At 69.3% G+C, this 17,494-nt stretch carries 13 protein-coding genes; 3 read left to right on the top strand and 10 right to left on the bottom strand.

Annotated features, from left to right (window positions below; all coding sequences use genetic code 11):
- Positions 1–48: 48 nt before the first annotated feature.
- The 10 genes from WMF46_RS17520 to WMF46_RS17475 form a co-directional block, all read right to left on the bottom strand.
- Complete coding sequence (locus tag WMF46_RS17520; RefSeq protein WP_437986644.1) at positions 49–1,629, bottom strand: tyrosine-type recombinase/integrase; 1,581 nt, start codon at positions 1,627–1,629, stop codon at positions 49–51.
- A gap of 242 nt (positions 1,630–1,871) precedes the next feature.
- Complete coding sequence (locus WMF46_RS17515; RefSeq protein ID WP_437986643.1) at positions 1,872–2,393, bottom strand: hypothetical protein; 522 nt, start codon at positions 2,391–2,393, stop codon at positions 1,872–1,874.
- Positions 2,394–2,787: 394 nt separating this feature from the next.
- Positions 2,788–2,946 carry a hypothetical protein gene (locus tag WMF46_RS17510; protein WP_437986642.1) on the bottom strand — a complete coding sequence of 53 codons (159 nt, stop codon included), beginning with the start codon at positions 2,944–2,946 and terminating at the stop codon, positions 2,788–2,790.
- 23 nt (positions 2,947–2,969) lie between these two features.
- Entirely contained in the window at positions 2,970–4,031 is a 1,062-nt protein-coding gene (locus WMF46_RS17505; protein WP_437986641.1) for a hypothetical protein, read from the bottom strand.
- Positions 4,032–4,060: 29 nt separating this feature from the next.
- A complete protein-coding gene (locus WMF46_RS17500) occupies positions 4,061–5,113 on the bottom strand; it encodes a hypothetical protein (RefSeq protein WP_437986640.1) in 1,053 nt (350 codons plus the stop codon).
- On the bottom strand, positions 5,110–7,314 hold the full coding sequence (locus WMF46_RS17495; protein WP_437986639.1) for a hypothetical protein: 2,205 nt from the start codon (positions 7,312–7,314) through the stop codon (positions 5,110–5,112). Before WMF46_RS17495 ends, WMF46_RS17500 begins: the two co-directional genes overlap by 4 nt.
- On the bottom strand, positions 7,311–8,771 hold the full coding sequence (locus WMF46_RS17490; RefSeq protein ID WP_437986638.1) for a hypothetical protein: 1,461 nt from the start codon (positions 8,769–8,771) through the stop codon (positions 7,311–7,313). The genes WMF46_RS17495 and WMF46_RS17490 overlap by 4 nt, the downstream gene beginning before the upstream one ends.
- A 420-nt stretch (positions 8,772–9,191) precedes the next feature.
- The gene (locus WMF46_RS17485) at positions 9,192–10,700 is read right to left on the bottom strand and encodes a hypothetical protein (protein ID WP_437986637.1); all 1,509 of its coding nucleotides are present in this window, start codon (positions 10,698–10,700) and stop codon (positions 9,192–9,194) included.
- Positions 10,701–10,735: 35 nt separating this feature from the next.
- Complete coding sequence (locus WMF46_RS17480; RefSeq protein WP_437987903.1) at positions 10,736–12,370, bottom strand: hypothetical protein; 1,635 nt, start codon at positions 12,368–12,370, stop codon at positions 10,736–10,738.
- A gap of 20 nt (positions 12,371–12,390) precedes the next feature.
- Complete coding sequence (locus WMF46_RS17475; RefSeq protein WP_437986636.1) at positions 12,391–13,620, bottom strand: hypothetical protein; 1,230 nt, start codon at positions 13,618–13,620, stop codon at positions 12,391–12,393.
- Positions 13,621–13,738: 118 nt separating this feature from the next.
- On the opposite strand from WMF46_RS17475, the gene WMF46_RS17470 reads away from it, so the two are divergent.
- The 3 genes from WMF46_RS17470 to WMF46_RS17460 all read left to right on the top strand — a co-directional run bounded on the left by WMF46_RS17470 (position 13,739) and on the right by WMF46_RS17460 (position 16,728).
- Complete coding sequence (locus WMF46_RS17470; protein WP_437986635.1) at positions 13,739–14,857, top strand: RNA polymerase sigma factor; 1,119 nt, start codon at positions 13,739–13,741, stop codon at positions 14,855–14,857.
- A 120-nt stretch (positions 14,858–14,977) separates the two neighbouring features.
- Positions 14,978–15,874, top strand: coding sequence for a helix-turn-helix transcriptional regulator (locus WMF46_RS17465; RefSeq protein WP_437986634.1), 897 nt, complete (start codon positions 14,978–14,980; stop codon positions 15,872–15,874).
- Between the two features lie 203 nt (positions 15,875–16,077).
- Positions 16,078–16,728: a sigma-70 family RNA polymerase sigma factor gene (locus WMF46_RS17460; RefSeq protein ID WP_437986633.1), complete on the top strand. Its 651-nt coding sequence runs from the start codon at positions 16,078–16,080 to the stop codon at positions 16,726–16,728.
- The last annotated feature ends 766 nt before the right edge of the window (positions 16,729–17,494 follow it).

Genomic DNA, 17,494 nt, shown 5'->3' with positions numbered 1-17,494 from the left:
CCCGAGCCTCGTAGGCGAGCGCCGCACCGGCGCGCCTAGTTCCGTGCGTCAGAAATCCCGCCAGGATTTCTGCGGCGTCGGGGCGGATGCGGACGAAATGTCAATGATTTCAATCTGTTCTGTCTGATTCGCGGCCGACTCGCTCTCCGACGTGGCCCAATGCGGGCCCAACGGGCCGCCTGCAGCCACCGGGGCGCCCGCTGCGGGCTGGCCGGCGTGGTTATCGACCGCGGCCGGCGCTCGGTGGTGCAGCGCGCGGACAAGGGACGCGCCGTTGCTCGGGGACGGCGAGCCCGCCTCCGGTCCCGCGGACATGGGATCACTTCCACCTAAACGGCTGCCCCTGCCGTTCAGCTCGGGGATCGCCTCGTCCAGAGGAGCGAAGTCCCCCAAGCCGAGCTCAGCGACCTTGCGCGCTGCGCGCTTGTAGTGGTGGATCTGACGGCTCGACTTATGCCCGGTCCGATCGGAGATCCACGTCTCCGTGCGGCCGTTCGCGAGCTTGATCGTGATGAAAGTCGCACGGGTGTCGTGCAAGCGTATATTCAGCCTTGACTGCGTGGTCTCGAACAACTCGGGCCGATCGATGCCAGCACGGCGCAGGTGATTTCGAAAGTTGTGCGCCCCACTGCGCCCCGGCAGGGGCCCGCTCGGCCCAACGAAGACACGCTCTTTCGGGGGACATATAACGAAATAGGTCCGAAGCGCGCGCACAACGTCGGGTGAGAGTGCCCAGGCGCGTGGGTCATCCGTCTTGTTCTCGTCGAGCACCACGGCGCCGCGCTCGAGATCGAGGTCAGACGGCTCCAGCCTTCCGGCCTCGTCTGCCCGCATTCCCTCGCGAATCAGGAAGCCATAATAGATCCGATAGGACAGCGGAATATTCACCGCCGCCATCAGGCGCCTATCCTCGTCGGGATAGAGGGAGCCTTTGGCCTTGTTGTCCTCCGCCTTGGGGATCCATCCACGCGGCAGCGGATTGCTGGCGATGATGCGCGCCGGATAGGTCGCGAGCGCGAGTATCCGATGAATGACCTTTGCGACTCCTTGACGCGAGGAGTCCTCAAGATGTCCTGGCAGCATGGAGATCGCGCGATCCGCATGGTCGAGCGTCAAACGAGAGAGAGGAACGGGGCCGAGTACCCCTAGAACATGATTGAGCTTATGCCGGTATTGCTCGGGATGGCGAAGCGCTTTCACATGCAGTGGGTATTGCTCGGCGAGCCTTCCAGAAACAACCAACTCGGCGAACTCAGCGAAGGTTGTTTCCCCGGACGCACGAGCACGCGCTTCGCCCCTGCAGAGCTGCTCGATGGCAAGCCGGACGTCGCGGAGCGCGCTGCCCTCGCGCGCCGCAGCCCGCTCCAGCAGCGGCAAGCCGAGAACGATCTGGCCGGCTGTGAGCAGGCGCCCGGCGAGGTCGGCCAGCACCTCCAGGCGCGCGTTGGCTTCTTGCTCGGTCCGGCATGTCGGCAAGCTGAACGTGGATCGACCGGCCTCGCCGAGGCTAAGGCGCGCGGTCCACGTCTTCCCGCGCAGCCGGACGGACCCGGAGCCGTTGGCGCGCTTGTCTCCGACGGGCCTGCCGGGCGCGCGGGCCGCCAGCTTCGATAGCGCCGTCGTGCTCACCGAGCTCGGCGAGTCTGCGGCGGGCGCAGCTGCCTCCGCCACCGGAGAGGGCCGCCCGCCAGAGCGGCTCGGACGCGAACGCCGGTCGGTCGACGCTGGTGCAGGGAGGGATGAGGCGGGGGACGACGCCGAGCGCTTGGCGCGCGCCCGTCGCTGGGGTACGTCGGTCATGGGTCGGTCTCCGGTGATAGCGGGGCTCGATCAAGGGCCCGTCCGGCGTTCCACCGCCGAGCGGGCCCGCTCTACTTCGGCGGCAGCCTACCACGGCGTGTTCCTGCGGGAGGAGCGCTCGCCCGGTTGGTGCGCGGACATAGGACAGATTCGAGGCCGGCAGAGGCCAACACGGCAGCAATCCGCGTGCGCTCATCCACCTCTGCGTCACGGCGCGATGCTGGGTCACCAGCCAGCGCCTGGAGGTAGGCGACGAACGCTTCGCGCTGGACGAGGCGCAGCTTGCCGAGCCTCGTGACCGCGAGCGGGAAGCCTGGTCCGCGGATCGTGTCGAGGTAGACGCGTGCCGGGATCCCGGTGACTGACTCGACATTCTTCTGCGAGAGCATCTCCGGCTGCGGCGCTGTGAGCGTGAGCCCGTCCAGCGGGATCGCGAGCGTCGCCGTTGCCGTGGTGGGCTGGGGAAGCCCCCTCGGGGGGCACGATCCTCGGCCAGGCACGTCCGGGAATGTCCTCTCGACCACGCGTGTGCCGTGTTCCACCTGACGAAGCGCAAGGGGTGCCGATACACGGGCGAGCGCCGCTCGTGTCATGATGTACCTCCATCCGTGTTGGGTTCGTTCGCAACCGTGACCGACGCCGCCGGAAGGGGCACGAAACGGTAGTTCTGCGCTCCCGGTAGTTCGCCGCGAACTACCGGGCTACGCGCCCGGAAAGAACATCGAGCCGTATCGCGAGGTTAGGTGTTCTGGGAAGCGTCGCTGAGGGGCCGAAAAACGGGGAAAATGAAGGGCTCGATTTGGTAGTTCTGCGCGCCCCCTCAGCGATGCGCGCGGAGGTGACACCGAGGAGGGGCCCCAAGGTAGGCACACCGCGCAGAACGCGACCCACGCGCACCGGGCGAAAGGGTTCGGCCGGTACGCCGTCGCCTCCGAAGCCCCACCCCGGTAGACGTAGCCGACCCACACCGTCACCGGCTGCGCGCCGTCACCGGCTGCGCGCCTTCGAGGGGGCGCCCGAGGCGTCCTTGCCGTCCCACGAGAACGTCGTCTCGCTGTTCGGCTCGCAGGGGCAGGCGAATCGCTCCTCGAAGCGCCGGCCGGCGATCTCGACGACCAGGTCGATGCGCTCGAGCGAGGCGGGCACGCCGCGGCGGCTGGGCAGGATCGTTAGGGCATCAGGCCGAGCGCGAAGAGGGCATCCGACCAGAGCGGCCAGAGCGTGCGGTAGGGGTGGGTCGCCAGCAAGATTCCACCGTTCGGGAGGCGCCGGACGTGGAACCGGGCGTGATCCACCAGGAAGTAGACGTGCTCGCCCGTCAGTTTCACCCAGGTAAGGGACCCGCCGTCGCGGGTGAACCCCTCACCGCGCGCCCGGGCCTGCACCGTCAGGTTGTGGATCTCCTCGGCGTGTGGCTCCGCGGCGCGCCACGCCTCGTCGGGCACATCGGCGGCGGCCACGAGCGCCTCGATCAGGGCGGAGCCCGGCATGGCCAGCGCCTTGAGGACGGTCTCGCGGGAGAGCGGGATCGAGCGCCCGCTCTTGTCTGTCGGAACCACGCGCGCCCCGGCCGGCGCGGCGTCGATACGCGCGTGCAGCGCCTCCAGCGACAGGCCCGCGATCAACGAGACCTTCTCTTTGTCGTGGAGGCTGACCCACGACAGGGCCAGATCGCGCGCGATATCGCGGGCGTCCGCGTTGTACGTCGCGCACATCGAGACCGGCGCGAGCCAGGTCCACGCGCTCGTGCAGCCGCCGGTCGAGACGCGCCTGCTCGCGTCGGGCGCGCAGAGGCGGAGCAGCAGGTCCTCCAGGTCGTCCAGAACGATGTGCCACGTGAGCTCGGCTTCCGCCTCCACGGAGCGCGGTCCGCTGCCCAGGGCGAGGTACAAATCCAGCGGGACAATGTTCGCCACTGCTGCGGGGACCATGTGGATGGGGCCCATCGGCTTGCGACGTTCGCTCTTGCCGGTGAAGCAGCGATAGTGGCCATAGAATGAGCGCCGGTCGTCGAGCTCCATGGCGAAGTAGGTTTCGGCATCGGTGCGTCCGAAGCGGGCGCGGATCATCGCGACCGCCTCGTCCACAAAGTTCACGGTGCGATCCACGTCGGAGCCCATCGTCACGCGGATATACATCCCTGGGATGACGAGCGCCGGCAGCGCCGCCGCGAACGCGTCGACCCGCTCTGCCTCTTCACACCAGGCGAAGAAGTACGGCCCTGGTTTCATCCTTGGTTCACCCTCATGAGGTTGCTGGGTCAGGGCATCAGGCCGAGCGAGAGGAGCGCGTCGACCCAGAGCGGCCAGAGCGAGCGGAGCGGGTGGGTCGCCAGGATCACGCCGCCGCCCGCGAGGCGGCGCACGTGAAAAGGTGCGTGCTTTCGGAGGAAGCGGACGTGAGCGCGCGTGTCCGTGTGCACCTGCCACGTGGGCGGGCCTTCACCCGTCTCCGCGATCTCGCTCGTCAGCGCCAGGATCTCTCGCGCGCGCGGCTCGGCGGCGCGCCACGCCTCGTCGGGCGCCGCCGCGGCCTCGAGCGCCTCCAGCAGGGCGGAGGGCGGCGTTGCCAGCGCCTTGAGGACGGTCTCGCGGGAGAGGGAGTGCGCGCGCTCGCTGCCGCCCTTGAGCGGGACGCGCGCCCCGGCCGGCGCGGCTTCCACCCGCGCGCGGAGCGCTTCCAGCGAGAGGCCCGCGTTGCGCGATACCATCTCCTTGTCGTGGCGCTGTAGCCACGAGAGGGCGAGGTCGCGCGCGATGTCCCGCGCGTCCGCGTTGTACGTCGCGCACACGCGGACGGGTGCGATCCAGTCTCCCCCGTTCGTGCACGCGCCGGTGCGGACGCGCCCGCTCGCGTCCGGCGCGCAGAGGCGGAGCAGGAGGTCCACGAGATCGTCCCGGAGCAGGTGCCATGCGACCGCGGCCTCGGCCTCGATCGAGCGCGGGCCCCTGCCCCAGGCGAGCTCGAGATACGAGCAGAGGAAGCCTTCCTGGTCGCACGTGGTCATGTGGATGGGGCCGGCCGAAATGTCACGGCCGGCCTCTTCGGTGTAGCAGTCACCGCTGCAACCGAAGAGGCGTTTGGTGGCGCTCAGCATGACGTCGACGCTTGCTCCAGCCGAAGGACCTGCGGCAAACTGGGTGCGGAGCATCGCAACCGCCTCGTCCATGGAGGACGTGTAGAACAGGCCATCGTCTGTCAACATGCTAATACGAGTCCCTGGATGCATGAGCGCCGGCAGCGCCGCCAGGAACGCGTCGAGCGTCTCTGCCGCGTCACACCAGGCGAAGAACGACGGTCCTGATTCGCTCATAGCTGGGTCACCTTGATGGGGTGATTGAATCCTTTCAGGGTCACCTTCTTGCGCGTCGTCGTGTTGAAGAGGTACCCGTCCTTGACACTATACGTTTTTTCCGGCTTGAATTTCGCACCGCGCGTCATGATGAGCTCGACCTGCTCGACATCCCCCGCGACCCCCTTGTTCCGTAGCCCCTCCATCCCGTTCGACAACTGCTTGAACACATCGTCTAGCTCAACCGGGTTGCCCCCTTTCACTTCGCTCACGATCAGCTTCTGCCCACGGGACACCGTCACGAAGTCAGGAGCCTTCCCACCGGACATGCCGGGGAGCGACTCGCCTGGAAGGTCAAGCATCTTACGCACGCCGCCGTCGCCGACGCCGAGGAGCGCCCGCTCGTCGCGGGTCATGAAGCTGATCGCCGTTTTTTCGAAGGTGTTGAACCCGGCTTCCGTGACGTGCCCTTTCAGCGTCTTGAACCCGCGGAGCCTCCATACCTCGAACCCCTTGACAACGACCTTATCGACCTTCGCGATCTCCCCGGCGATCCGGATCCCACGCGGCGGTAGCGCACCGGCGGCGGCAACGCCGTGCCAGATGTGCCCGACCGCCCCGAGCCCGAAGCCAATCCCCGAGAAGATCCGCTCCTCATCGCTCAACTCTCGCCCGGCCGGCAGGCACCACTCCTTGCCCGTCACCGCCTCGCACAGGTCGAGCGTCGGCCCGACCACCGGCACGAACCCGACCCCGATGCGCGTCGTCGCGTGCACCAGCGTCTGCATCACCTCCGCGTACGCCTCGAAGCCCTCGGCGACCGTCGACATCGCCCCCGCGAACGCGCTGATCGTCTGGTAGAGCTGCGTCTGCTCCAGGTCGAGCCCGTCCCCCGTCCACTGGTTCAGGCTGTCCTTCATCTGGTCCGCGAGCGCATCGAACCTCGGCTTGAGCACCGTGTCCACCTGCGCCCGCAGGTCGGCAGGCACGGGCGAGTCCTCGAACCAGTCCGACGCATCCATGAACTGCCGCACGAACCCGGTGATCCGGTTCTGCGCCTTCAGGAACGCGTTGGTCTCCGCGAGCGACACCCCCATCCGGTCGCGCAGCGCGATCTCGAGCGCCGCGCTGTTCGCCCGCCACGCCCTCACGTTCGCCACGAAGTCCGCGCGAAAGACCACCACCCGGCCGCTCACGTCCGCCTCCAGCGCCGCGAGCACCGCGTCCGCGTACGCCGCATAGGGATCCCGCCCCTCGTCGAACGCGCCGTCCACCTCCGCGATGTCCGGCACCTCGACCCACGGCACCTCGCTCTCCCCGAGCGCGTACGCTTGCGGGTCGTCCGGGTCCCACCCCTCGGCGCGCGCGTCTTCCGTCGCCAGGTCCGCCACCTCGTCGGCCTGCGCGCCGAACTCGTCCATCAGCCGCGCGAGCTCGTCCTCGAGAGCGCTTACGCTCTGCTTCAGATCGTCGACGAGCTGCTCCATCGCCGCGCGCGTCTCCGGCGCGACTGCGTCCTCGTACCGGTCCAGGATCGCCTCGAGGTCGGTCCGCGAGATCTCGTCCAGCGGCCGGCCGACAAGGTCCCTGAGCTCGGTGTCGAGCTGCTGGAGCAGGTCCATCTTCTCCGCCAGCAGGCCCACCGCCCGTGCGTTCGCCACGAGCGCCGCGCGCTCCTTGGCGATCTCGGCCAGCAGGATCTCGATGTCGCGCGCCAGCGCCGGGTTGATCTCCGCGAGGCTCAGGTCGAGCGTCGTGTCGCCGGAGAACGCCGTTCCGCTGCGCCGCACATTGAAGAGAGGCTTGTTCAGTCCGAGCGGCTCGGAGACGAGATGCACCACCTCGTGCGACTCGGTGCACCAGTCCTCGCCGGCGGAGTTCTTGACATGGAAGTCGAAGTCGTTCGCTCCCATCTGGAGCAGCACCGAGTCGAACTCCGTCTCCGCCCTGTTCGTCTGCGTTCCGTCGGGGAGATCCAGCAGCGCGCCGGGGACCTCGTACGTGGTCAGCGGCGTGTCGTTTACGCTGAAGAAGTTGTGTCCGACGAGGAACGCCCCTTCGCACGAGGAGCTGAGCTCCGTGCGCTCCCACTCAAGCCTGTACGGCGTGCCGGCCCACGCAAACGACGGCGCCACCAACACCACCGCAGTGATCAGCGCGACGAGCCTCTGGAACACCGCGGCGCTCCGGCCGCGCGGCGCAACGTCCTTGGAGCCTGTCATGTCCCCTCCGCGCCGCGCACGGCGGCGTCATACGCGATCGCGGCGCCCTTCACGTCCCCGGCGTCGAGCCTCGCCTGAGCCGCGTCGAGCGCCGCCGCGGCCATGCCCTTCTCCCGCAGCGCCGCGAGACCCGCCGCGATCTTCTGCGGCACCCCCGTCCTGAGCTCGGCCTCCGCGGCGTCGAACCTTCTTCGAAGCTCTGCGCACCCGGCCTCGCGCCAGGACAACCCCGCCGCCTCGCAGAGCGGTCGCAGCTGCGCCAGCGCCAGGAGCTCTCCGCACCGCTCGGCCAAGAGCGGCAGCCCGAGCTTCTCGCTCACCGGCGGCGCCGCCGAGAGCGCTGCGACCTGCGCGCGCGCACGCTGCTCGAAGGCGTCCGACGCCTTGCGCGTCCGCGCCCCTGCGACGGCCTCGCGCGACCCCTCGTCCATCTGCAGCACGCGGAGCGCCTGCCGGCGCAGCGCGATGCCGCCGAGCAGCGCCGCCGCGGTCGCGTCGCTCCGGGCGACGCGCCCCGTCACGTAACCCAGCATCGCGTTCAGCGAGCGCAGCGCGCCCGACGTCATGTCCGGCAGCACGGCGCCGTGCGTGGCGAGCAGCTCCCTGTGCGGCGCCATCGCCTCATCGAAGGAGGCCGCGAGGACCTGGAGCGTCGCCGACCACCCCAGGATATCCGCGGTGAGCTCGCCGGGCGCGCGGCTCGCCTCGCGCGCCGCCGCGAGCACGGCCTGCTCCACGCCGTCGAGGCCGTCGATGTCCGACTGCGACGCCTGCGCCGAGAGCGCCGCGTACGCCGCCGTCTCCGCCGCCTCGGTCGCGCGGTACGCGGCGAAGCGCGCCGCGACGCCCGCGTATTTCGATCGCAGCGGGGCGGCCTCCTCCCGGGCCTGGTCGAAGATCACCTGCACGGCCGCCATCGCCTGCCTGTCGGCCGCGAGCGTGGCGGCGAGCGGCTCCCTCTCGGCGCTGGCCTTGTCGAGCATCGCCGCCCTGAAGTTGCCGGCCGCGTCGACCGGTGCCTCCGCGAGCAGCACCCTCTGGCGGTCCCTCGCCTCGTCGAGCAGCCGCGCGAGCTTGCCCGCGAGCGTCGCCCGCAGGGACTCGGCGTTCCTCGCGTCGTCGCGCACGTACGCGATCGCCTCGTCGATGTGGCCGAACCAGACGCCGAGCGAGGTCTCGCTCGCGACGATCTCCTCCGGCGTCTTGTTGTTCGGCCAGGTGGCCCACACCTCGATGGGCAGCGCGCCGTCCTTCTCGGCCTGGGCCCACGCGGCGCCTGGCCCCTGATTCTCGCCCACGCAGTGCTCCTCGCCGCCCACCGAGGCTGCGCAGAAGCTCCCGAACGTGTCGTCCCCGAACTTCCACAAACAACCTGCCCCCGCGGCGCCGAACGCCAGGGCGGCCACAGCGACCGCAAGGATCGTCCTCCGTCGCCTCGGTCTGGATCTTTCGCTCATGCGCATTGCCTCCACCCCGCGAATTTTCTCGCTCGCGCACGCTCGCCCGCACGTCCTCCAGAAGCAAGCGTCCCCACCAAAGCGCTAGGACATTGCTCGGCCGTGGATCGCGCCCCGAGCGCCAGGTTGTCCGTCCTCAATGCGCGGACAGTCGCGGAACCGGATTGGTGTGCTTGGGGGTGCGTGGCGCCACGGCCTGCGGACCGGCCGCGGGGTCGAGGCGGAGGCTGCTGAGGCGGAGGCCGCTGAGCTCGTGACCCTCGCCGGCGAGCTCCGCGAGCGAGGTCTCGGCGTCGTGCTCCTGGCGCCGCGCGGCTGTCCACGTCGCCACCAGCAGGCCCGCGGGCGCCCTCGTGGAGCTCCGACTGTGCCACCGTCGGCGCCTTGTCACTACAGGGTCCCGCCTGAAGTGTCGTGATCCTATTCAGGGAAACGTAGCGTCTCGACCTGGATGCCGTCCTCCCCCGTGATCTCGTCGCCGGACCAATCCCAGCTCACGCCGCCCTTGCCTGGCGGCCCCAGTTCGTAGGTCACGCCCTCGAGCGTGAGCTGGTCCTCGTCGAGGTAAGCGATGCCGATCGAGTCGCCGCCGCGCCCCGGGCCGCCGTAGCCGCCATCGCCACCTCGGCCGCCGTTGCCGCCTTCACAGCCCCACCTACCATCGCCCACGGCCCCGCCGGGTGCGCCTCGGCCGCCTTTGCCGCCATCCTCGGGCTCCCCGCCGTCACCCCCCGTTCCCGCGTCGAGCGTCTCGATCTCGCTGTCGCGCACCGTCAGCTTGGCGTGGAGCGCGACGATGCCGATCGTCGGCTGGCCGTTCCCGCCCCCTCGGCCGCCTCGTCCGCCGCAGCCCCCTGCGCCGCCCGAGCCGCCGCCGGCGCCTCCCTTCGAGGCCTCGCCGCACACGACGAGCCCGCCGCGACGGCCGCCGCCCCCGCCGCCGCCTTGGCCCGGCATGCCGCGGCTGCCCTCGGCTGCCCCATCGCCCTCCCATCCGGTCTCGGTGATCCGCCCGATGCCCTCGCCAGCCGCGCCCGGTGTTCCCCAGAGGCCAGGACTGCCGTGGAATCCACTGTCGCAACCGCCGTCTACTTCGCGGTCTCCGTCCCCGCCCCGTCCTGAGCTGGTGGGGTCGGACGCAAGGACGGGCGTGCCGGTGTCGCCATCCTCCGCGCCGTCGGGCAGCCCGTCACCCCCTTTAGCACCGACACTCGGCGTTCCGCCGTCGCACGGGTTGACGACCGCCGGCCCGCCAGCGATCGTGGCCGCCGAGCACGCATCCCCGCCGTACATGCCGTGCGGGCCGTCCGCAGCCTGAGATGGCCAGGGCCACTCTTCGCCATCGCGGCCTCCCAATCCCCAGGATGCGCGGATCTTGCCCCGGGTGAACTCCACCACGGTATCCGACCTGACCAGCATCCCGACATGAATCCCGCCCAGGACGGTCACATGGTCGATCGTCGAGACGCCATCCGCTGCCCCGGTGTCGCCCGCGCCCGCTGGCTCGACGATCAGCGCGATGCTCCTACCGGAGCGGGGGACGATCTTGGTCGTATCACCCGGCCCGCGTCCCCAATCGACGAGCTGGAAGCCTCCATAGATATCCACGCCGGAGGGCAGCGTGACGTGCTCGTCAAGGCTGAGGTTGGTTAGGAACACGCGACCGCGCCCGGTGCGTGCGAGCTCGATCCCGCGCTGCATCGAACGAACCGGCCTGTCCTTCGTGCCGGGGTTCGCGTCGTCGCCGCCGAAAAACGGGTCAGTGACGAACACGCCGCAGCCATCGATCACCTGATCCATGGCAAGCTGCTCGATGCATAGCGATTCTGGGACCGCCTCGCCGGGGTCGTTCACCCCTGGCGTGGTGCCACAACCGGCAGCGACGAGCGGAACAACAAGGAGAACGAAGCACGTTGAATTGGACATCATCGGCATTCCTCGACGGCAGCGCTGCGGTGAGCGACTCAGCGGGGCAGCTCGTTTTCCGCACCGAAACGATAGAGTTGACCCGATGGGCCGGGCCCGCCTTTGCCCACCTCGTCATTGGCATCGGCGTTTCCTGCGGGGCCGCCGTCTCCAGCTCCCCCAACCTCGATGGTCGTGCCGGGCAGGATGGCGAAATGGGGGACCACGTAGGCGATGCCGACCGAAGCGCCGCCGAGCCCGCCACCGGCATCACCGCCGCGGCCGCCGTCACCTCCCCGGCCGCCGTCGCACGCGTTCCACATACCATTACCAAAACCCAAACCGCCTTGACCTCCCAGTTGACCGATGCCGCCCAGTTGGCCCGTTCCGCCAACCCCGCCCTTGCCACCGTTACCCGCGACAATCAGCGTCGCCGCTAGCTCTAACTCGGTGTCCTCCAGTGCAACGATGGCGATACTCGCGCCGCCATAGCCGCCGCCCCTGCCCCCCGTGCCGCCGCAGCCGCCACTTCCGCCCGAGCCACCGGCCGCACCACTTTGGGGGCGGCTTGTCGGACACGCATACATGGGCCCGCGCGACTTGCTGCCGCCACCCCCGCCGCCCGCTTGGCCGACGCCGCCCGTCTCTCCGTCTTCGCCCAGAACGCCGACCCATCCGTGGATGTTGAGATACCCTTCACCAGCCGCGCCGTCAGCGCGACCACGGTCGGCGCCCGACGCGCCTTTCGCCCCGTCTTTGCACAGTGCGCTGCCTGCACCGCTTCCTCCAAGACCTTTGCCCTCGGGATTTTCCGCGGGCTCGGGCTGTCCTCGCGTGCCATCGCCACCGCCGTTAAGCCCGCCGTCGCCGCCGTATCCGCCCGTCGACTCGATGCCGTCGTCGCACATGTTGGCCACCGGAAGGGCGCCCACGGCGGCGTCGGCCGTGCAGGCAGACGCGCCATCGTTCCCCTCCACGCCATCCGTCGCTCGATAGCTCGGCGCGTCCTTGCCCGGCTCTCCATCTTTGCCGTCGCCCGCGAGAATGACGCTCTCCCGCACGCTCGCCCTGGCCCCCGTGCTCAGAATCATCCCGATCGACGACTTGCCATCGCGCGCCGAGGCGTCCGCCGCGACAACGCGCACGCCGGCGATCACCGACGTCGCGTCGTTCCCCGCGAGCGCCGCACCCTCCTCCCCGAGGATCCGCAGCGGTATCCCCCCCGGCGGAGCGATGATCGTCGGGTGATCCGGCCCTTCGAATGACCCCTCGTACGACCAATCCCCGCCGTCACACCGACGCCCGCCCCAGAGGTCGACGCCCGAGGGCAGCGAGATCGTCTCCGTGAACTCCCCGCCGCACGCGTACACGCGCCGGGTCGGCTCCTCGTCGTGGCTCCGCCCATGCGCGGCGAGCCCAATCGCGTGTTGCAGGGTCTTCACCGGAGCGTCCTTCGTTCCGGGGCTGTTGTCGTCGCCCTGCTCGCTGACGAACACCCCGCACTCGTCGAGCGCCATTGCGGTCACTGGGTCGCCGTCGCAGAAAGTCGGCTCAGGCGCAGGGACACACTCCATCACTTCCCAGCAATCGTCACGGTACGAAGTGCAAGCCATCAGCGTGCTGCTCGCTCCCCACGCACAGACCACGACAGCAACGGCGGCGGCCAACGCTCTTCGGTCTGCCTGTGGCCGCATCCCCTCGGTACTCGGCATGGTCACCACACCCCCTCGATGCTCACGCCCGTCTCGTGCCCGGTCACGACGGGCGATATCTGGACCCGATCCTGAGCTGACGTACGGCCCAGGAAGGAGAAGTCGGTGAAGAAGGACGCGGCGGTTGCCGCGCCGATCACGCCGCCCGTGATGACCAGGGCCATGCCCACCCGGTCGGACAGGTTGCGCGCGTCGCGCAGCCGCCGCAGCTCGCCGCATGGCGAGCGCTCTGGCGCTTGCCAGCACATCGACGAGCTCGAACCTGGGTCGGTCATGAGCTGGTCACGCCGAGCGCTCATATCCTGATCGAGCTTGCTGGCGCTGATCATGAGGATGGCGCCTGTCGATACGGTGCCCGTCGCGAGCGTGATTCCCACGACACGCAGCGTCCCCGGCCAGGAAGCCCACGGGCTGGGGGCCTGCGCGCGCGGAGGGGGCAAAGCACGCACGGGAGTCGGCGTCGCGGTCGCGGTCCCCTTGGCGCCGCTCGCGTCCTTGGTGCCGCTCGCCGCCGCACACAGCAACGGCATCGTGAACTCGTGCTCCGCGCCCGCCACAGCGCGCAAGGAATGAAGAGCGTCCTTGCAGCCGGGTGCACGCCCCCGCACCATGTGTTGGCCCGGCTCGAAGAACAGCGTGTAGGTCCGCGCGGTCCGGCCGATGCGCTTGCCGTCGACGAGCACCTCGGCGTCGGGCGGATCGACGCCGAGCACGAGCCGCGCGACGTGCGGCGCTGCGTTGCGCTGCCCTGCCTCGAATCGCCGCTGGAGCGCTTCCGGCAACGCTTCGCGCTGTTCTAGGCTCCTGGCCAGGTGCTCGGCTGCGTCGCGGTACCTGTGCAGCGCGAGCTCGCAAAGGCCGAGCTCGCCGGCGAGCTCCGCGCGCTCCACCTCGGTGCTGGTCGCCGCGTCCGCGGCCTCCAAAGCTGCCTTGTATTCAGCGGTTGCCTCGGTCCACAGCCCGGCCTTGCGCGCTTTCTGACCACGGCGAACATGCTCCTTCACCGTCGACCCGTCGCTCGGTCCCGCCTTCGGATGGGTATCGTCCGCACTGGACGAGTTCGGGAAGCCTGTTGCGGCCCCGAGCACAAGAAGAATCGAGAGCGAATGCGCAATGCAACGCATGCCGCGACGGTACCGACGCCGGCTGCTAGGCGTCAACCGGCAGAAACCGCCACGTCTCGGCGGCTTCGGTGGGAATTGGCGGTCGGATGAGGGAATGCGTTCAACCATCCGTCAGACATGGCCAAACGTAGTCCAAGAAACTACATGGCGGCACATTGTCCGACCGAAGTTGCTCCTCGACTCATTTCTCTGAACCTTTTGGGCCGCCTCGCGTGTGCTGCTTACCGTGGCCAAGCCAGAGACCGTCTCCCCCGGCTTCGAGCTCTTCCGGCGCCTGGCCAGGCGCCACGGTGTACCGGCGAGAAACGCCGAGGATATCGCCCAGGAGGCGCTGCTGCGGGGGCTCGACGCCGACCAACGGATCGAGCCGGGCGGAGACCCGGGGCCCTACCGCGTCACGATCGCCGTCAACCAGGCGCGCAATCACGTCCGGGACGCGCGCTGCCGCGGCGAGGTGCTCACGTCGTTCGATGAGCGCGAGATCCGAGATGAGCTCCCCACGCCGGAAGAGCTGCTCCGCAGACGGCAGCGGGAAAAGCTCACCCGGCAGCTGATCGACCAACTCGATCCCAAGTACCGGGATCTCGTGATCAAGCACGACCTCGAGGAGATCCCGCTGGCCGAGATCGCCGCCGAGCAGGGGCTCCCGCTGGACACGGTGAAGACGCGACACCGGCGGGCGCACAAGGAGCTCGAGGTGCAGGGGGGACGGTGGCAGGCGCAGGAGCGCTCTCAGGGAAGGGACGGGCGCATTTGCGTGCCGCTTGCACTGGGCTTCGGCCGTCGCGCGTCGTGGGTGGCCTCGCTGCGCCGGCTGGGCATGAGGATCATCGTTCAGGCCGCGCTCGTCCTGCTGACCGGCGCGCTCGTCTCCGCCGTGCCGCCCTTGCCCGACCTGGAATCGTGGATCAGGGTGGCGGCGGTTCGCGCCCCTGCCACCGCGCCCGCGGAGCAGGACGCCGTGGCGCCCCCCGCGCGAGATGGCGCCCAGAGCGCCGCGGGGCCCGCCGGCGGAGATGGGGCGCCCGACGCCGCGGCGACCGCGCACGAGATCTCGTCGTGGGCGGAACATGGAAGCGCGCACGGCGAAGCGATGGTGACCGGCACGCCCGCTCCCTCGAACGCGAAGACGAGAAGTCACCGGGCCGCGCCTCCGGCGAGCGCTGTTCGACCGACCGCCGGCGAGGTCGAGAGGAGCCTGGTCAACCAGGCGCGGAGGGCCATCGAGGCCAACGACGTCATGGCCGACGTCGAGGCTCGGCGGCTGCTTGAGGCCCACGCGCGGCAATTCCCGCGAGGGCGGCTCGCCGCAGAGCGCGAAGAGCTGTTAAGGCAGCTTCGCTGAATCGTCGGCTACCCATCAACAGCTAGGCAGGCGGGTATAGCGGTGCTGCTTCCGCGCAGCGCAACGCCGAGATCCGCCTTGCGTCGGACAAAGACGCTCAAGTCCAGGAGGCGAAAGTTCATGGAAGACATGCTGGGTGCGATGTGGCTCGTGTCGCCGCTCGGGCTCGCGATGATCGCGTGCGTCGCGATCGGCTTCGCGGTCACCGCGCGCGAAGCGCTGGGACGCGAGCGCGGGCTTCGCGAGGCGCGCGAGCACGCGCACGATGACGAGGAGGCAGCCCTCACCGATGCGAAGGAGCAGGCAGCGGGCGAGCGAGACCGATACCGGCGCCTCCTGGACTGTCACGTCGACGCGGCGCTCGCCGAGCTGACGGAAACCCGCACGCGCCCTGTCCCCTGGCCAGGAAGGGTCCTCGAGTCGTTCTGCGCGACGACGCCTTCGTGGAGGAGAAAGCTGGCCGAGAGCACGGGGTTGGAACCGAGGGAGGTGGAGCGGTTGCTGAGGAGCGACCTGCCGATGACGCCCGGCCTTGCCCGGCAGCTGGAGTCCTTCACCGGCACGCCTGCGCGGTACTGGGAGCGCCTGTGGCGGCTGCACGACGACCACCGAACGGACGCGGAGACGACGGTGGCAATGCAGATCGGTGCGCCCAGCACCAAGCGTGAGAGCTCGGCGCTTCCCGCGGAGTCGGTGGCGCCGAGCTCGGCGCCACCGACTCCGCCGACGATACCGCCCCGCGCGCTCGACGTTCCTCCGCCCGTGGTGCCGTCTCCCGTGCTTGCGGCCAGGAGCCCGCGGGCGAAGCTCCCGCCGCCTCCGCTGCCGCGGCTTCGGTCGCCGCTCCCTGTCCGCACCGCCACGGGGGCGGAGCTCGTCCAGCGCGCCGCCACGCTGACGAGCTTCCCGCTACAGCGTGACGAAGGGGGGACGAGCTCCGCCAACGCGTCCGACTGGGAGGACGCAGAGCGCTCTCCGCTGAACACGACACTTCCGGGCGTAGGGAGCCATGGATGAGCGCCGCCGCGCTTCGCAGCTACACACCAAGCTACACACCATCAGGAGCCTGCTGGCGAGCATGCCGCCGCTACGGGAACTGAGCAGCTACGGCTGACGTCTTCCTTTGGTAGAGGACGGGGAAGACCCTTACCGGTGCCGCATGAGGCGGACGCACGGCAAGACCCGCTTAGGGGCGGTTGCCCGCGGGGGAGGGTAACGCCATGGATCGTCTGTCGAATGAAGACGAGCGCGCCGCCGCGCACGCGCGCCTGTTTTGCCCGGCGCAGGTTCGTGCCGTGCTGCGCTGGCTGGGGAGGCTCGGGGTCCCACGGTGCCACCGTACCGACGTCGCAGGCCAAGTCTGGCTCAATGCCTGGGAGAGCTGGCCCAGGTTCGATCCGAAGCGTGGCAGGCCTGAACGCTGGTTGAACGCGATCACTGTACACGCTGCCTGGCACTATCACGAGCGCATGCGGCACCGCAGGGACGAGCTCGTCGATTTCATCGATGTAGCCGATCCAGCACCGGATGCCGCTGCTGCGATGGAATCCGACAGCATCAGATCGTGCGTCATCGACGCGGTGAACGAGCTCGACCCGAAGCTGCGCGTCGTTCTCGTGGCACACGATCTGAACGGAGTCTGGATGGCCCAGATCGCCGAAAACGCGGGGCTGCCTCTCTCTGTGATTTACAAGCGACGCATCAAGGCCATCGGCGCGCTGCGCGACATCATCGGGCTTCGGGAAACCATCAAGGACTTCGTCCTCGATCATCGGGACGTTGAGGCGATGGACTCCCGAGCGGGGATGTCAGGCCCCACCAACACGGAGCCGAACTCTACGTACTGGCGCGGCCGCTGCAAACCCGCTTAGCCCGCAATCACCGTCTCCTGCGCGAGTGCAGCGGGCGCCCCCGCTGCACTTGACCGTGCAGTCCGAGATCCACGACGACACCGAGCCACCGGGGTTCATTCCGGTGCCGAACTTACATGCCGGCGCGGCCCGGAGCCAGATCGGCGGGCGCGGCTGCACGGGGATGTTGGCGCCAGTGGGGTTCCCCGCCCTGGCTGGCTCGCCCCGCTCCGCCCTGCCGGCGGGGCACCAGGTCGGTCCGGCTAGAAGGCATCTCTCTTATCCTCCCATCCTACGACGATCCCATTTTCGAGAGAGACACGTAGCTGATAGCGGTTTAAGGCGCCGGCAGCGACCGGGGTTCGGGACACCGGGCGGCTCGACGAGGCCCGGCTGTACGCGATGTGCGAGGCGAACCCACACTGGTTGCCAACGTGCGCGGATCGGACTTTGTTCCGAAAGCGACTGTCAGATAATTTGGCTTTCGTGCGTCGTTCCCCGTGAGCGCTCCATGATCGCCTTCCATCCCCCGCGTCGAGTCATTAGTCTGATCGGCCCAACCGTGCCCGCCCCCGGCCTCGCTCAACCGCCCTCCGCGGCGCGTGATGAGGGACCTCGGCCCGGCCCGCCGCGCCGACCCGATCGTTGTCGACCGCGCGTTGAGCCTGTGGTGGCGCGCGGTGAGGCCGAACCCGATAGAGGGTACGAGAGCAGATTCGAGGCTGCGCGCGAAGCGCCGCTGGCGGAGATCGGCTCGCCGGCGAGCAAGGAGGATCCGACGATGATG

It is taken from the genome of Sorangium sp. So ce117 (genome assembly GCF_051524395.1).
GTDB lineage: Bacteria > Myxococcota_A > Polyangia > Polyangiales > Polyangiaceae > Sorangium > Sorangium cellulosum_B.
This window is presented reverse-complemented; position numbering and strand designations above follow the sequence as displayed.

What these genes read in the sequence shown, in the direction of transcription:
- WMF46_RS17515 (WP_437986643.1), bottom strand. Translation starts at nt 2,393, where the DNA reads ATGACACGAGCGGCGCTCGCCCGTGTATCGGCACCCCTTGCGCTTCGT.
- WMF46_RS17505 (WP_437986641.1), bottom strand. Translation starts at nt 4,031, where the DNA reads ATGAAACCAGGGCCGTACTTCTTCGCCTGGTGTGAAGAGGCAGAGCGG.
- WMF46_RS17500 (WP_437986640.1), bottom strand. Translation starts at nt 5,113, where the DNA reads ATGAGCGAATCAGGACCGTCGTTCTTCGCCTGGTGTGACGCGGCAGAG.
- WMF46_RS17495 (WP_437986639.1), bottom strand. Translation starts at nt 7,314, where the DNA reads ATGACAGGCTCCAAGGACGTTGCGCCGCGCGGCCGGAGCGCCGCGGTG.
- WMF46_RS17490 (WP_437986638.1), bottom strand. Translation starts at nt 8,771, where the DNA reads ATGAGCGAAAGATCCAGACCGAGGCGACGGAGGACGATCCTTGCGGTC.
- WMF46_RS17485 (WP_437986637.1), bottom strand. Translation starts at nt 10,700, where the DNA reads ATGATGTCCAATTCAACGTGCTTCGTTCTCCTTGTTGTTCCGCTCGTC.
- WMF46_RS17480 (WP_437987903.1), bottom strand. Translation starts at nt 12,370, where the DNA reads ATGCGGCCACAGGCAGACCGAAGAGCGTTGGCCGCCGCCGTTGCTGTC.
- WMF46_RS17475 (WP_437986636.1), bottom strand. Translation starts at nt 13,620, where the DNA reads ATGGTTGAACGCATTCCCTCATCCGACCGCCAATTCCCACCGAAGCCG.
- WMF46_RS17465 (WP_437986634.1), top strand. Translation starts at nt 14,978, where the DNA reads ATGGAAGACATGCTGGGTGCGATGTGGCTCGTGTCGCCGCTCGGGCTC.
- WMF46_RS17460 (WP_437986633.1), top strand. Translation starts at nt 16,078, where the DNA reads ATGGATCGTCTGTCGAATGAAGACGAGCGCGCCGCCGCGCACGCGCGC.